The following is a 16,177-nucleotide window of genomic DNA, read 5'->3' as shown; positions in this document are numbered from 1 at the left end:
TAGAATGAGCAAATTTCAACAATTTGAAGAAGAAGAGCAGGACGGTTATTTAAAGATCGACCAATACAACGAAAAGAATGTTGAACGAATTGCAGAACATTATACAGATATTCTTCAAGCCCTGGGTGAAGACCCTAAGCGTGATGGATTGATCAAAACACCTGAACGTGTAGCAAAAGCCCTTCAGTTTTTAACTCATGGATATGATGTGGATGCTGCTGAGCTATTGCGCAGTGCAATGTTCGAAGAAGAGTACAGCCAAATGGTGGTTGTAAAAGATATAGAGGTCTATTCCATGTGTGAGCACCATATGCTTCCATTCTTTGGAAAAGCCCATATTGCCTATATTCCTAACGGCCATATCGTAGGCTTGAGCAAGATCCCACGTGTTGTGGATGTATTCGCTAGGAGATTACAGGTACAGGAAAGATTGACCAATGAAATCCGTGACTGTATCCAAGAGACCCTAAAACCTGCGGGTGTTGCTGTTGTGATTGAGTGCAAACATATGTGCATGGCGATGCGCGGCGTGCAGAAACAGAACTCTGTAACCACCACTTCAGCATTTACCGGTGCCTTCCAAAACGATGTTACCCGATCTGAATTCCTGAGGTTAATTACCGCTTCTTTAGGATAAAAGAATAAAAAAGATAAAATTAAGGCCTGGATTTACGGAATTCAGGCCTTTTATATGAACAAAAAAGGCATCCTATTTCCAATAATTTCCATTTAGGATAGGAGATTTTTTCACGATTACAGCTTGACTTTACCTTGGTCTCATTCGAGACACATTCCGAATTTTCCGATTGTGTCTCGAATGAGACCAAGTCCATACCTAGAGCATATCCTTCATCCAAAAAAAATTATCGAATGTTGTTGAGGAAGGGTTGAAACCCAAAATACAAAATGGTCAAAATAATGACGTAATTTAAATAAAAGTTTAAAAATTTCACTTTTTGTGACTTGCGTTTAAAGCCTTTAAATGCTGTTTGATACACTTACTGTTACGAACTAACAAGCTGATAATCACTTATTTGTAAAATATCTCTTGTTTGGATGCGGGGCTAATATTTATCTTTGCGCAGTATGTTTGAAGAGTCTAATCCATTAAACAGCTATCTGGAAGATACTACGGACGAGGAAAATTCGTTGTTAAAAAAGGTCAATAGAGAGACCTATCTGAAGGAGACCATGCCCCACATGTTATCGGGGCATTACCAAGGAAGAGTGCTGTCGATGATCAGCAAGATGGTACATCCGAGGTTAGCTTTGGAAATTGGAACTTTTACAGGATATGCTACCCTGTGTTTAGCAGAGGGATTGGAAGATGAGGGTGTTTTGCATAGCATTGATATCAATGAGGAGCAACAAGAGCGGGTTCAGTCTTATTTTGATGAATCGCCCTATGCAAGTCAGATCAAGTATCATATTGGCGATGCAGCGGAGGTGATCCCAAGTATTGAAGGGACTTTTGATCTGGTGTTCATTGATGCCGATAAAAAAAGGAACCTGTACTACTTCAATACATTGATCGACCGAGTGAGGCCTGGAGGGGTGATCTTAGTTGACAATGTGTTATGGAAAGGCAAGGTTTTTGATGAGAACCCCGACAAGCAAACACAGCAAGTAATCGAATTAAATCAAACCTTGGCAGAGGATAAACGGGTTGAAAAACTTATTCTGCCGATTAGAGATGGGCTTTTTGTGCTACGCAAAAAGTAGTGTTAAACTAAAACAAGTTTTATGCTAGAATATTGTAGAAAGATTTTTGTGATATGTATACTTATCACTCTTTCAACTTTAGGGCTTTATGCTCAAGATTATACGACGAAGTCGTACATTGAGAAACATAGTCCGGCAGCTCAAACGCTAATGCGTGAAACAGGGGTTCCGGCCTCTGTCATCTTAGCAGTAGCAATTCACGAAAGTGCCTATGGCAACAGTAGAATTGCACGCTATCTGAACAACCACTTTGGTATCAAAGGGAAGAACAACAGTAAAAAGATCCGTTCTGCTTATAAAGGATATGGTTCGGTGTTGGATTCTTACCGTGATTTTGTGGGGCTTCTCCAAAGAAGAAAGGCTACGCAGCCCTTGTTCGACAAACACAATTCAGAAGACTATAAGGGATGGATAAAGGGAATCGCTAGATCTGGATATTCAGAGACCGGTGATTGGTCGAGAAAAGTAATCTCTACGATCGACACTTATGACCTTGAGAAGTACGACGAAAAAATAAATCTTAATTAAGCGAATTTGTCAGATAAGATGAAGAAGTTTTTATTGGCCAGTTTAATATTGGCCTTATTTTTTGTTTCCTGTGGAACTAAAAGAAACACTACACTGAAGAACCCAAACGGCAGACCGAACAGCTCCGCCAGTTCCAGCTCTTCATCATCTAGCAACAAAGGAACCTCAACAAGTGGTCTGGACTATATCGATCGCTACAAAGGGATCGCCATTGAGGAAATGAACAAATATGGTATTCCTGCCAGCATCAAATTGGCCCAAGCCCTGTTGGAGTCTGGAAATGGCAATAGCTATCTGGCGACCCGTGCCAACAACCACTTTGGAATCAAATGTGGCGGTACCTGGAACGGCAAGTCGGTAAACCGTCCTGATGACAGCAACAATGACTGTTTCAGGGTTTACAATGATCCGGAGCAATCTTTCCGTGATCACTCCCAATTTCTTCTCCGAAAACGCTATGAGAACCTTTTCACCTTAAAAAAGGATGATTACAAAGGCTGGGCAAAGGGATTAAAGGCAGCAGGATATGCGACCAACCCTAGGTACCCAGAACTATTGATCGACCTGATCGAGCGATATAACCTGCAGCAATATGATCGTGCCGAAGCTCCGGTGGAGGTCATTGCCCGCGTGGAGAAAGTCGAAGAAGTGATCGAAGAAAAAGAAGTGGAAGAGCCTCAAGTTCCTGTTGAGGAAATCAAGAAACCGGTAGCCATGCTGATCTATGAGGTTAAGGCGACCGATACCATGTATTCCATTGCCCGAAAATATAATGTAACCGTGGAAACTATCAAACAATTGAATGGCCTGAGCAGCGATGCTGTAACGGTTGGACAGTTATTGGTCGTATCAAAATAGTTACAAGTCCCATTAAAAGATGTTAAATATTAGCAAGCTATTCTTCTAAGACGTAGTTTTATAGGAGTGAAAATTCTTGTCCGTATCTTTATTTTATGCTTTATGCTTTCTCCGGCTTTGCTCTATGCACAACAAAGTCTGGAGGGAATCGTATATGACAAGGATAGCAAGCGAAGGCTCGGGGAAGTGCAAATTAGAAACCTAAACACACAGAAATACATTTATAATGATGCAAGAGGCGAGTTTAAGACGCCTGTACATGCTGGGGATGTCTTGGTCTTTAAGAAGATGGGTTACTTTAGCGATACGGTGGTTGTCAATAACCAGAGTGCGCTGATCATCAATTTGAAGGAGAATGTAGCCAATATTGAAACCGTTACGGTCATTGGTCGCAAGAACCCGGATGATGTTTTAAATGAGATAAAAAGAGATTATGGCAAGGCTTTTGAGTTAGCTAAGCCTGGCGATTTGTTTTCGGTGGGAATGACAGGAGCAGGATTGAATATTAATTCGCTCTATGGCATGATCAGCAAGGAGGGGAAGGACGCGAGGAGATTTACCCAGTTTATTGGGAAGCTCCATGAAGAAAACATTATAGACTTTAATTTTACACCGGAATTAGTACATAGTCTGGTGGGGTTGGAAGGTGATGACCTGAAGGCATTTATGCAGTTATTTAGGCCTACATACGAGTTTGTGTCCACCGCCAACTATTATCAGATGGTAAAATATATAAAAAGTAAATATGAAGTGTTCAAACTACACCCAAATTTACGACCTTTGCGAGAATTGCCAGATATTCAATTAGACGTAAAAAAAGAAAATTAACATGAATATAAAACTTTACCTATTACCTGTTTTCATTTTTATTTTCGGAATCAGTATGATTCAAGCACAGGATTTGCGCGATCTGCGTGTAAAACCGGACAGCAGCATTTCGCCAGAAACGGATGGGAAAGCGCTAGGTATCAAAAATATCAATGTGCCGATCCCTAAGTTGGACCTACAGGTCAATTACTGGAAACATTGGACAAGGCTAGGGGTTAACTTTAACCAAGCGGCCTTTTCTGAAAACTGGAAACTGGGTGGTTTAAATTCATTTGCCATCGGTGGTATCCTTTGGCATAAATCGGAGTTCAACAGGAACAATTTCAACTTTGTTTCCGAGGTGGACCTGAAGTATGGTAAGGTAAAGAATGAGGGACAGTTGGCCAAGCCAAACAATGACCGTATTTTCTGGGATAATAAGTTGGCGTATAAGTTGACCAAATCATGGGCGGTCTATTTATCCCTAACCTATGAAACCCAATTTGATAATGCCTTCCATTATGCGATGCAGGATGGTGAAGAGGTCATTACCGGTTTGAAATCATCATTTATGGCACCTGGATATTTTACGGAATCATTCGGTTTGGAGTATAAGCCAGATGATACATTCTCATTGCGTTTCGGTACAGGTACGGCTAGACAGACCTTAATCTTGGATAACCGTTTGAAGCCTTATAATGCCTATGATTATTATCAGAAACATGGGAGATACTTCGACCCTAACGACGTGACCAAAGGAACCGGACCAATGTTTGGGGTTGCCGAAGGAAAGAACTTTAACAATGAACTGGCTTTCCAGTTAACCGCAAACCTAGATAGGAACCTGACAAAAAACTTGCATTTAAAATCGCGTTACAACCTATTTGCAGACTACGAAGACATTACCGATCCAACCCATCGTTTGGACGCAACCTTAACGGCTAAAGTGACCTCATTGATCAATGTGGCATTGGGTGGTGTTATTTTGTATGATTCTGCATTGGACAGCAAGGTTCAGTGGAACCAGATGCTTTCCATGGGGGTAATGCTTAATTTACCAAAATAAGATAGATGATTAAAATTTCAGTGAGACTGATTGCTGCGTTGTGTGGGGTAATGTTCTTGGTTGGTTGTTCGACGGCCAAGAAGTCGAAGGTTTTGCAATCAAATACAGCTGTAATTACTCCTTCTGTAATCGTTGAGAATTCTGCGCCGAAGCTGGATACCCTGAACAAGCCTGCAGAGGTCATTGAACAGGCAAAAGTAGCGCCTACGCTTTCGGTTAATTCGGAATTGACACCGGAACAGCAAGCTTGGAACATGTTTTTGCAAGGGACCAGCAAACAGTATGACTTTGCAAACGCCATCCATTTTGATGTCCGGAAACCATCCTTTGTGATGATCCACCATACCTCCCAAGCCAATCTGGCCCAAACGATCCGTACCTTTCAGTTGGCACATACCAAGGTCAGCAGCCATTATGTGATCGGTCGTGATGGTCGCGTGGTGCAGATGTTGAATGATTATTTGCGGGGTTGGCATGCCGGAAGAGGCAAGTGGGGAAGCATTACGGACATGAATTCGGTGTCCATTGGGATTGAACTTGACAACAATGGCTCTGAACCTTTTCCAGACGCCCAAATAAACTCCCTGCTGGTCTTATTGGATACCCTGAAGACCAAGTACAGTATTCCTCAAAAAAACTTCATAGGACACGCTGATTTCGCGCCTGGAAGAAAAGATGACCCCAATGTATTCTTCCCATGGCAGCTTTTGGCCGAACGAGGTTTTGGAATTTGGTACAATCCTAATTATTTAATGGCTCCTCCGTCAAACTTTAATCCCATCGATGCCCTTAAGCTCATAGGTTATGACCTGACCAACCAAGATGCCGCCATTAAGTCCTTCAAACGAAAGTTCGTGAAATCTGATCTTTCACCTATCTTGAATGATCGGGACCGAGCGATCTTATATGATCTCTACCGAAAGTATTATTAGAATATTTAAAAAATGATAATTGCTGGTATACGGCATTATACCTGAGTAGGTTCGATATCCTTTTTCGGAGTACTGCCCATGAAGTACTGCAGGATAAGTCCAATGAGGATCAGTAGTACACAACCGATCAGATTCAACCACAGAAAGGCGACAACGTTCATCTGCCAGATCCCAATAACGATAACCTCGGTTATTACAGCAGACCAAAAAACTGCTTTTCCACCGATTCTTCTGATATAAAAAGCCACTAGGAATATTCCAAGAATGGTTCCATAGAAAAGGGAGCCTAAAATATTAACGGCTTCCAAGAGGTTTCCCAATTGACTGGAGTAAAGGGCTATCCCAATGGTAAAAATCCCCCAGAATAAGGTGCTGATACGCGAAGCCTTTAAATAATGGGCATCGTTGGCATCCCGTTTTACGAAGCGTCTATAGATATCGATCACTGTTGTTGAAGAAAGTGAATTGATGGCACTGGCCGTTGCTCCCATGGAGGCTAGGAAGATAATGGCGATCAACAGGCCTATCAAGCCTTTAGGGAAAGTATCGGTAACAAACCTTAGAAAGATATAGTTCGTGTCATTGGTGTCCGCATTTGGATCGTTTTTCTTGATCAGGTCCACCAATTCGGTTCTCAATCCCTGGTCTTTTTCATTGAATTGTTGTAGGTTGATCCTGGCATCGTCGATTTTATCATCTTGCTTTTCCTTCAATGCACTGGTCAGCTGATTGATATAAACGGTTTTTTCCTGGCTTAACTGTTCATGTCTTTGCTTGATATCCTCATACTCCTGTTTATGAGAGCTGTTTTCCAGTTTTTCAATGACTTGCTCATTAAAGAATAGGGGTGGGGTATGGTACTGATAATACGCAAAGACCAAGATACCGATCAAGAGGATACAGAACTGCATAGGCACTTTAAGCAATCCATTCATCAGCAATCCCAATCTGCTCTCTTTTACCGATGATCCTGTCAAATAACGTCCCACCTGGCTCTGATCAGTTCCGAAGTAAGATAGCTGCAAAAAGAAACCACCGATCAATCCGGTCCAGACGGTATACTGATTGTCCAGGTCAAACTTAAAGTCAATGGCATTTGCTTTTCCGGACTTTCCGGCAATGTGTAGGGCTTCTTTAAAGCCTATGTCCTCAGGCAGAAGATGGACCACCAAGACTCCCGCCAATAGCAGGCCGGCGAATATGATGGACATCTGTAAGAGCTGAGTGTATGATACCGCTTTTGTGCCGCCGTATACCGTGTATATTACCACTAAAGTACCGATGCCGATGGTGGTCATCACCAAGTCGATATTCAGGATGGTGGAGAGGATAATGGCCGGAGCGAAGATGGTGATACCTGTAGAGATCCCTCTCTGGATAAGGAAAAGGGATGCGGTCAGGACCCGGGTCTTGATGTCAAACCTTTTTTCCAAGAATTCGTAGGCCGTATAGACCTTGAGTTTATGGAAGATCGGAACGAAGGTGATACAGAGGACAATCATGGCCAAAGGCAGTCCAAAGTAGAACTGGGCGAAGCTCATTCCAGATGAGTAAGCGAGTCCAGGGGCGGAAAGGAAGGTAATGGCACTTGCCTGGGTTGCCATTACGGAGAGTCCTACGGTGTACCAAGGTAAGGAGCGGTCACTGAGGATATAGCCGTCAATGGTTTTGACGTTCTTGCTTTTGTAAATCCCATAGACTACTATGGAAAGCAAGGTAAGGATGAGTACTATCCAATCGATACTACTCATCCAAAATATCTAGTAAAAATATACATTAGAACTATGCAAACGACTAACCAGATGACAATAATCCAATAGAATTGTCTCCAGCTTCGTACGAATGGCGGTAGTCCTTTATCTGTCATGCGATTTTTGTGGCAATAAAGCGGAAATGAAGATGATTGCAAAAATAAAACCACCGATAAGTCCAGCAATTAAGGATAAAAATGTACCACTTGCAACCCAAGCAGTAAGTGCACCTAAGATAGTACCTACTAATAAGATGATGCCTTTTACGTTGATTTCGTTAGAGTTTTCGATTTGATTTTCCATTATATTTATTAATTTTTTTCGTTCTTAGCCAGCAAATTTACAAATAATCTAGTAGCTCCGGGAACACCTGCCGGCAATTGTCTGAAAAAGGCCAAAGGCGCATAGACAAACTTCCCTTTTCCATAATTCGCTACCAATAGGGACCCCTTGTTTTGTTCTTCATTTTTGTCTGCCATACTCAACGGAGTGCGGTATTCTGGGGATATATTGGTTGCAAAATAAAGACCTCGTTCCTGTACCCAACCTTCAAAATCCTTGTCTGTAATTTTGTTGGGATAATTCAGGATGGGGTCATTTGGATCCGTAAAGGTCACTTTTGCATCCTCTTCGGTTACCCTTTCGCGATTGATTTCAAATGGATAGGGACCCAATTTACTGGTACTCATCCTGGAATTCACGTTATATTGTGCCAAGACCGTTCCGCCCTGTTCTGCATAATCCAATAGGATCGGCAACCATTGATTGGTATTCGGACTAACGTTATAGGCCCTAATTCCCACTATGATAGCATCGTATTGTTTTAAGTTAGTGCTAGCAAGCAGATCACTGTTCAATAGGTCGACCTGAATGCCAATGTTTTCCAATGCCAGGGGAACCAGATCCCCCGCACCATGAATATAGCCAATTTTTTTCAAAGGATTGTTAATTTCCAGCGCTTTAACTTTTAGGTTGATTGCCGGAAACCAGGTGATATCTGGAATATGCTGGTAGGCAATTTTTTTGAAACCATAGATTGGCTCACCATTCAGTAGGGGCTGGACCTCACTGCTAGCTGTATTTTTGGGATTAGAGATCTCGAATGTCTTAACGACCAGACCATGTTCAGGGATGTCTATGGAAGCCTTGTTAGGAGCAATATTTAAGCCATCAGACTGCTTAAAGCTTAATTCCGCTTTTTGGGGCTGCTCACTGTTATTGCTGATGGTTAAACTAATGGTTTTCTTATCACCCGTTTGCAGCAGGGCTTGTGATGAGCTGATCGCCGCGGTAAGGACTGGTGATATGGAGACTGGCTGATAGATTTCGCCTTGTACGGGATCTACATATCGGTATTCCACGGGCTTGTCAACTGTTATGGCCAAGCCATCAACCTCAATTACAAACTTAGTCTGCGGATTATTTGTGTTTTCAGGGTTTCCAAAATTACGGTCTTCTATGTCAAATTTGCCTAATGAGTTTGGCTTTTCTAACCAATAGGGCTGTGTCCAATGGTCAACCTTCTTTTCAGAAGCGTATTTTTTGGTTTCATTGGCAGGAAGAGTTTCTTCTATCCGTTTGCCATCAATGGAAATCAATTTTACCGCTACATCTGCGGCTCTCTTGATGATTTCATTGTTTACAGAAAAAGCTTGATTAACCACAAAATTCGGCTTGGAGGCAATGGATTCTGTAACTATGCCGGCACAGGATAGGATAATATCTTCAATATCCTTGATTTTCTGATCCCTGTATACAGAAGGCTTCAATGCTTTAACCAATTGATGCAGGTCTACCAATTCCTGGATTGATTTTTCAGGATGGTTGATATTAAAAGCGCTCTGTATAGATTGGATCTTGGTCTCGATGTTCTTCACGGGTTCGCCTAGGCGCTCCCAATTTGAATTGATGCCGTCAAACAGGTCTTTTGTTGCTTTTTCGCCAGCGACATGGTCAAAATACTCGGTTGTTTTACCTCGGTTGGAGGCAGCACCAAAACCTTGGCTTTTGTGCTGGGATCTGCTCATGGCAGATATTTCTCCATATGAATAGCCCAATAAAGGGTTGTAGTCATTCAGAACGACTTTCAGTTGCTCATCCGATGTATTGTTCATGCCTCCAAAATTGGCGGTATTCCAGACAATACGCTTGGCTTTCCATGGTTTCAGTTCTTTCAGCTGTTCGGGAAAGCGGTTGGGATCTGCCGCTGCTTCGTAGGCCTCCTTGGCCAGGATGGCAGAAGCCTGGTGATGTCCATGGCCGCCACGGCTATCCGGTGGAAAGCGGTTGATGATCACATCCGGTTGGAGCTTACGGATTATATAGACCGCTTCGCGGAGGATATCCTCCTTTTTCCAGAAGCTGAAAGTTTCTTCATGCGTTTTGGAAAAGCCAAAATCGTAGGCTGCGCTGAAGTATTGTTCCCCTTTGTCGATAGCGCGGGCAGCCAATAATTCCTGAGTACGGATCAGACCAAGTTCAATTCCTTGTTCTGTCCCTAGCAAGTTTTGTCCGCCGTCACCACGGGTCAGGGAAAGATATGCAGTTCTATATTTGCGGTCATTGGCTAAATAGGCGATGAGCCTGGTGTTTTCATCATCTGGGTGGGCCGCGAAATAAAGCGCGGTACCTAGTGTTCCAAGTTTATCGATCTTGAGCTTAATTAAGGAAGCCGAATTGCTCTGCTGTGCAAAAGCAACCGAAAAAGATGATAGGAATAGGAAGATTAGGCCTAAGAATCTGTGAATCATCCTTAAAAGTAATAAGATTCGTGTAAAAAAATAAAAGGAATCAAAATAATTTGATTCCTTTTACCAACAATTAAAAATCTTCGACTTTAAACCTTGGTATTAATTCCGTTGGTTTAATTTTTAGCAGGATGATGCGCTTTATTTTGGTCTAACCTTTAATAAATATAAAAGTAATATAAATCAATTTGATTAGTCGCGGTATTTATAAAAAACTTTTCCACAAAAACACAGTTATGCACAGGCTTTTGTGGAAAAGAAAAATGTGGTCAATAGCTTGACCTTATGATTGTTTATGCGAATTACTTGTCAATGGAGCCTAAAACACGCTTCATAAAGGTGTTCAGGGCTTCTTTTTGTGGCATTCCTTCTTGAACCAATTTGTTGACTTCGATGGCGCCGTACATATTGGAGATCAATTCACCAATTACATCTAGCTCTTCGTCTTTCAATTGAGAGACTTCGGTCAACGATTCCAAGGTTTCGATTGTTTCCAATACGAAGTCTGCGTCGTTTTCGGCTATAAATTCCGTAAGATGTTTAATTATTGGTAACTTCATTTAATAGTTCTGTTAATCCTTCGATTTTATTTGTTTGTACTTGATTGATCAACTTTCCGCCTTTGAAAGCAGCGAAAGTTGGTAAGTTGTTTACATTAGCAAGTTTCCTTGATTCTGGGAACTTCTCTGCATCTACGATCACAAATTTCACGTTATCGTTTTCTCCTGCTAATTTTTTGAACTTAGGCTTCATAATGCGGCAGTTACCACACCAAGAAGCAGCATATTGAACCATCACCGTATCATTGCTGTCGATGACCTCTTGTAGATTGTCTGAGCTTAATTCTTCTAACATGATTTTTGATTTAAGAGTTGATCTGAAAAAATAAGAGGAGGTTGTCCCTCCTCTTTCAGTATGGGGGAATATTAATTGTGTGACAAGTATGAAGCAACGCCATCACGTGTAGCGTTCATCGCTTCTTTACCTTCTTCCCAGTTTGCTGGGCACACTTCACCGTGTTTCTGAACGTGCGTATAAGCATCGATCAAACGGATGTATTCTTTTACATTACGGCCTAGAGGCATATCATTTACTGACTCGTGGAATACTTTACCAGTCTCATCGATCAAGTAAGTAGCACGGTAAGATACCGCAGAACCTTCAACTAGAGTTCCGTATTCAGGGTGTTCAACCTCTTTCATTTCTAAGATACCTAATACGCTAGATAGGTTGCGGTTAGTATCAGCAATGATCGGGTATTCAACACCTTCGATACCGCCGTTGTCTTTTGCAGTGTTCAACCATGCAAAGTGAACCTCTGCAGAGTCACATGATGCACCGATTACGATAGTGTTTCTTTTCTCGAATTCAGCAACAGCCTCTTGGAATGCGTGTAACTCTGTAGGACAAACGAAAGTGAAGTCTTTTGGATACCAAAATAATAAGATCTTCTTGTTCTCTTGTTGTGCTTTTTCGAACAAATTCAAAGTGAAATTGTCGCCTAAATAGTCAATTGCATCTACTGTAATGTTCGGGAAATTTTTACCTGTAAAACTCATAATAATTTTCTTTTCTTTTTTGTAGTACAAAGATACACTTTTTAACGCCTAAAAATAATCGATAATACTTATTAACTATCGGTTTTATCTATTTAAAACCAGCATCACATATAAGAATGATTTATATCACAAATAGTCTTCTTTTTGATTGTCAATGGTTTATTTGGTCGGCTGAGCAGGGAAAAATATTTTGATGGGCAGAAGGGTAACTTTGACTGTTAAGTATATTTTTAATAGACCTAAATACAATCAGTTGAAAATAAAATTTGCTCTAAGTCCATAAAATATTAGTTTTGCAGCACGGCCCTGTAGTTCAACGGATAGAATAGATGTTTCCTAAACATTTGATAGCAGTTCGATTCTGCTCGGGGCTACAAAAAAAGCAACTCATTGAGTTGCTTTTTTGCATTCCAGCTTAATGCTCTTCCACAAACCTTGGCCTGGCCGACCTTCTACCAAACACCGTCATCAGTACAATCACCAATAACAGGAAATAAAATGAATAGGACCAAGAGAGGGCATAATCATGCAACTTTCCAAACAAGGGCGGACCAAAGGCTGCAATCAGGTAGCCAATGGACTGCGCCTTCCCTGAAATCTTTATGGTGCCGACCATGGTTTTGCTCCTTGAGGACAGAAACAAAATAGCTAAACTAAATGCCAAGCCTCCTGCTACCCCTAATAGTATGGCCGTAAAATAGATGTATTGATCCTTCAATAACAACAGCATGAGTATACCGGCAGAGTAGAGAACTCCGATTAAATAGATCATCGATTTAGGATCTTTCATCTTACTGGCAACAATTGGACTGATGAGCATAACGGGCAGCATCGCCAACTGAAGGATGGAAAACACCCAGCCTGCAGCGGATTTGCTCATTCCATATTCCATCAGTACGGTCGGTAGAAAAGCGACCAGGCAATAATAAACTAAAGATTGCAAGCCCATAAAGAGGCTTATGTTCCAAGCTTGTTTGGAACGGAATATATTGAACTTTATGTTTTCTGAAGCATTTACTTGCCGGTTTACTGGTTTCTTGCCCCAAAATAATTCAGCAAATACAATCAATAAAGCTATGACCGCGACAACGATCCAGACCGACAGGGAACCTTTCCAGCCGGCTCCGGTCCATTCTCCGATGGAAATACTAAAGCCTGATGCCAGGGCTGCCACCAAGTTCATGGAAACCGAAAAGATACCGGTCATTAGCCCGATCTTTGCAGGGAACTCATTCTTGATATAGGCAGGAGTCAAAACATTACCCACGCATATTCCTAAACCTATTAAAACTGAGCCCAAATAAAGGGTTGTGACACTCCCTGCTACCCTTAAATACAATCCTAAAATCAAGATCGCTAATGAGTAGATCAGGCCATGCCGGATATTTAGTTTTTCAGTGGCTTTATTCACCAAAATAGAACAAGATGCAAATACGATGAGCGGAATGGAGGTCAGAAAGCTGGCCTGAATATTATCCAGATCCATTGCCGATTTGATTTCATCCAAGATGGGACCTACAGCCGTTATAGGCGATCTAAGGTTGCTGCCTACCCAAATGATGAGCAATATTCCCAACCATGAATTCCTTGTCGTATGATTTTGTTGCATTTTTTCGTCCATGATTTTACTTGTATCTGATCTTGGCCACAAAGATAAGCTTGTCGTTTTTATTAACTTTGCCATTTACTACATATACAACGACATGGAAAAGCTAGGTCATCCGGATAAACAGATCGGGGAATACGTAGATAATATCAGTGCTGATACCTATGTATGGTATGATGCGCAATGGAAACATGATGATAAAGAGCATCAGCACCTCAGTTTTCAGTTAAACTATGTGACTGAGGGGTATCAGTATTTTCATATTGACAAAAAGATCTATTTAGTTCCCCAAAACCATATCATCTGGATTCCCAGCGCAAAACCTCATAAAACAACCACAGAGTCAAGTTCAGTGAATTTGATGTCGGTTCTTTTTAAGGAGGTTCCAAAAGGGGATTTTTTCAGGAAGACCCATGTTTTTCCAGCGCCAGCAGTGTTAAAGGAAATGTTGCTATATGCATCAAAATGGAATAGGGTACTTGATATCGACATGGAACAAAAGCTCTTTTTGAAAGCTTTATTATACAGCCTGCCTAACTTTTGCGAAGAGAGCATGGCCCTAGAAATCCCAGTTCCTTCTGATGAAAGGTTGATCCCGCTATGTAATTACATCAATAGCAACTATAAGTTCAGTTTTGATATCCATGCCTTGGCGGAAATGGCAAACCTATCGGTCAGGACCCTGCAAAGGGTCTTTAAGAAAGAAACAGGTATTACATTGCAGAAATATTTGCAGTTAGTGCGGATATTAAAAAGTATCGAACTTCTCGATACCAGGAAATATACCCTGACGGAGATTGCCTATAAAGTAGGGTATCAAAGTCTATCTGCTTTCAGCCTTTCCTATTCCAGTTTAATGAAGGAAGGACCTAAGCTTAAGCAATGATCCTTTCATATGTGGGTGCAGAGAGAAAAGGCCTTCTACCTTCTCTCGGTCAAATTACCATCCACGTCAAAGTAGAGATAAACATCTTTTCTAGCTCCAGAGATGGAAGAATACCAATGGGTCACATCCATATTGGCCACCTTCATGTGGACAAAATAGACATGGTCTGAAGGGGTACCGCCCTCAATATCCTTGGCTTCTTCAATCAAGGTATCGTGGATTTTCTTTACGGTAGAAAACTTAACTTTATCCAATGGGTACAAAAGATCGACCATCTTTAAGTTTCCTGAAATCTTTACAGGCGTAGGATCCAACCACATCCCCTTTGAGTAGGTATAGGTATCGATGTTTTCGGGCTTATCGGGATCTTGTATCTTGATGCTGATTCGGCCACCTTGGAAATCAAAGAAATATAGGTCCTGGTGCATCATGATCTTTTTTCCTTTGAACTTCGGCAGGTTCATCAGTTCTGCCTGGATCTTGTCCAATTCTTCAGCACTTGCATATACGCTTTGCTCCTTTTTTTCATCAGGGGCTGTGACATCAATTGTTACCGAAGAAGAACTGCTTGTCCTTTCCATGGAATGGTCACTTGCTTCCTTTTGTTGGCGAGGTTTCATGGTGTCCTCAAAACTTTTCTTGATCTGCTTACAGGAAGAAAACAATGCAAGGATTGCAATGCAGGATATAATATGATAAAAAGTCCTTTTCATAGATTAATCGACAACTTCAATGGATTGCGGGTCTTCCGCATCGTATAAGATATTTATTTGGTTCCCAACAGCAATTCCGGAAATGTCCAGGAGGCCGTACAACTTCTTAAAAGAAGCTACAATGGTTTTTCCCTTGTCCTGAAACTCTATTGTAACCATTATTTGAGGCTTTTCATTGACTGAAAGGTTCGTTTCTTGAGTCGACACAATGGTCGCGATAGCGGGTTTTCCATAGAGAAGTAAACGATCCGATTTAGTAGATTTAGGCAAAAAAAGATTGATAAAAGAGAAAACCCCGAGATAGATCAATGCCAGAAATGGCGAGAGAATAAAGGGATGCCCAAAGGACAGATAGCGCCATCCAGCATCTTGGCTCTCATAAAGCATTCCATAAATCAATAGCCCTATAGGCGTCAATATCAAAACGGCAAGTACGGAGTAAGCGTAGATCAACATGCTTTTGTCGATTTTTACCTTTGCGTCTTCCAACATTATCCTTGGTTTTTTTGGATCCGTGCTGACCAACAATCCAATATCTTTTCCTACTTGGTAACGGTTCATTTCAGGCTTGGTATCGACAAACGGTAAACTAAATGTCAACTCTGATTTTACTAGGTTCACAAAAGAGATCTTGATCATTTTGCTTTCTCCAGCGGCAGTTTGCTGCAAGATCCTTTGCTCGACTATTTTGCCTTTAATTCTTTTACCCTCTTTTATTAGGTCTTTATAATCTCTTTTAGCTTTTAAAAGGTTGGAAAGGGATCTCTTAAAAAACAGATAGATTACGGTAAGCCAGAGGAGTAGGCCCAATCCTAAATAAAAGAAAGCGGTTGCTGGAGATTTATCTAAATCGTATTTCCAATCGCCTTGTTGTGAATGGATTAGGATCGGAAGGCCGATGGCCATCAATAATAAGAAGATGGTCCCAAAGGATAATCCAAAGACTACATTGAAAGTCTTAGCAGGATTTGGTCTGTGGTTTAAGCTACTCATTTTAAACAC

At 41.4% G+C, this 16,177-nt stretch carries 17 protein-coding genes and 1 tRNA gene; 9 read left to right on the top strand and 9 right to left on the bottom strand.

From position 1 onward, the window contains the following. The first annotated feature begins 4 nt into the window (after positions 1–4). From folE to ACWIB3_RS15030, 7 genes are all read left to right on the top strand, one after another. Positions 5–637 (top strand): GTP cyclohydrolase I FolE, encoded by a 633-nt coding sequence (gene folE / locus ACWIB3_RS15060; RefSeq protein ID WP_185212730.1) that lies wholly within the window; start codon positions 5–7, stop codon positions 635–637. A 449-nt stretch (positions 638–1,086) separates the two neighbouring features. Then, positions 1,087–1,722 (top strand): O-methyltransferase, encoded by a 636-nt coding sequence (locus ACWIB3_RS15055; RefSeq protein ID WP_185212729.1) that lies wholly within the window; start codon positions 1,087–1,089, stop codon positions 1,720–1,722. A gap of 21 nt (positions 1,723–1,743) precedes the next feature. Beyond that, on the top strand, positions 1,744–2,250 hold the full coding sequence (locus tag ACWIB3_RS15050; protein WP_185218612.1) for a glycoside hydrolase family 73 protein: 507 nt from the start codon (positions 1,744–1,746) through the stop codon (positions 2,248–2,250). 18 nt (positions 2,251–2,268) lie between these two features. Further along, positions 2,269–3,108 (top strand): glucosaminidase domain-containing protein, encoded by an 840-nt coding sequence (locus ACWIB3_RS15045; protein WP_185212727.1) that lies wholly within the window; start codon positions 2,269–2,271, stop codon positions 3,106–3,108. Positions 3,109–3,174: 66 nt separating this feature from the next. Continuing rightward, a complete protein-coding gene (locus ACWIB3_RS15040; RefSeq protein ID WP_454292007.1) occupies positions 3,175–3,936 on the top strand; it encodes a hypothetical protein in 762 nt (253 codons plus the stop codon). 1 nt (position 3,937) lies between these two features. Then, positions 3,938–4,981, top strand: coding sequence for a DUF3078 domain-containing protein (locus ACWIB3_RS15035; protein WP_185218614.1), 1,044 nt, complete (start codon positions 3,938–3,940; stop codon positions 4,979–4,981). A gap of 5 nt (positions 4,982–4,986) precedes the next feature. Further along, positions 4,987–5,913, top strand: coding sequence for an N-acetylmuramoyl-L-alanine amidase (locus ACWIB3_RS15030; RefSeq protein WP_454292006.1), 927 nt, complete (start codon positions 4,987–4,989; stop codon positions 5,911–5,913). 35 nt (positions 5,914–5,948) lie between these two features. Here the strand turns inward: ACWIB3_RS15030 and ACWIB3_RS15025 are convergent, their stop codons facing one another. From ACWIB3_RS15025 to ACWIB3_RS15000, 6 genes are all read right to left on the bottom strand, one after another. Further along, positions 5,949–7,664 (bottom strand): sodium:solute symporter, encoded by a 1,716-nt coding sequence (locus ACWIB3_RS15025; RefSeq protein WP_254526772.1) that lies wholly within the window; start codon positions 7,662–7,664, stop codon positions 5,949–5,951. Positions 7,665–7,769: 105 nt separating this feature from the next. Continuing rightward, positions 7,770–7,967: a hypothetical protein gene (locus ACWIB3_RS15020; RefSeq protein ID WP_185212722.1), complete on the bottom strand. Its 198-nt coding sequence runs from the start codon at positions 7,965–7,967 to the stop codon at positions 7,770–7,772. An 8-nt stretch (positions 7,968–7,975) separates the two neighbouring features. Further along, complete coding sequence (locus ACWIB3_RS15015; RefSeq protein WP_454292005.1) at positions 7,976–10,414, bottom strand: PIG-L family deacetylase; 2,439 nt, start codon at positions 10,412–10,414, stop codon at positions 7,976–7,978. Positions 10,415–10,713: 299 nt separating this feature from the next. Continuing rightward, positions 10,714–10,971 (bottom strand): DUF6952 family protein, encoded by a 258-nt coding sequence (locus tag ACWIB3_RS15010; RefSeq protein WP_099369797.1) that lies wholly within the window; start codon positions 10,969–10,971, stop codon positions 10,714–10,716. Then, positions 10,952–11,266, bottom strand: coding sequence for a thioredoxin family protein (locus ACWIB3_RS15005; protein WP_185212720.1), 315 nt, complete (start codon positions 11,264–11,266; stop codon positions 10,952–10,954). Before ACWIB3_RS15005 ends, ACWIB3_RS15010 begins: the two co-directional genes overlap by 20 nt. A 71-nt stretch (positions 11,267–11,337) precedes the next feature. Further along, a complete protein-coding gene (locus ACWIB3_RS15000; RefSeq protein WP_185218618.1) occupies positions 11,338–11,970 on the bottom strand; it encodes a peroxiredoxin in 633 nt (210 codons plus the stop codon). A gap of 302 nt (positions 11,971–12,272) precedes the next feature. Here ACWIB3_RS15000 and ACWIB3_RS14995 point away from each other — a divergent pair. Continuing rightward, positions 12,273–12,344, top strand: a tRNA-Arg gene (locus ACWIB3_RS14995). Between the two features lie 41 nt (positions 12,345–12,385). Here ACWIB3_RS14995 and ACWIB3_RS14990 read toward each other — a convergent pair. After that, entirely contained in the window at positions 12,386–13,591 is a 1,206-nt protein-coding gene (locus tag ACWIB3_RS14990; protein WP_454292004.1) for a CynX/NimT family MFS transporter, read from the bottom strand. On the opposite strand from ACWIB3_RS14990, the gene ACWIB3_RS14985 reads away from it, so the two are divergent. Beyond that, positions 13,590–14,462: an AraC family transcriptional regulator gene (locus ACWIB3_RS14985; protein ID WP_214648493.1), complete on the top strand. Its 873-nt coding sequence runs from the start codon at positions 13,590–13,592 to the stop codon at positions 14,460–14,462. The two genes, ACWIB3_RS14990 and ACWIB3_RS14985, sit on opposite strands and share 2 nt — an antisense overlap. Before the next feature lie 35 nt (positions 14,463–14,497). Here the strand turns inward: ACWIB3_RS14985 and ACWIB3_RS14980 are convergent, their stop codons facing one another. Then, a complete protein-coding gene (locus ACWIB3_RS14980; protein WP_454292003.1) occupies positions 14,498–15,175 on the bottom strand; it encodes a hypothetical protein in 678 nt (225 codons plus the stop codon). 3 nt (positions 15,176–15,178) lie between these two features. Further along, a complete protein-coding gene (locus ACWIB3_RS14975) occupies positions 15,179–16,168 on the bottom strand; it encodes a hypothetical protein (RefSeq protein ID WP_454292002.1) in 990 nt (329 codons plus the stop codon). Positions 16,169–16,177: the final 9 nt, after the last annotated feature.

The sequence above is a fragment of the Sphingobacterium sp. NPDC055431 genome (assembly GCF_053644255.1).
The sequence above is the reverse complement of the archived record's forward strand: the minus strand, read 5'-3'. Positions and strand labels throughout refer to the sequence as shown.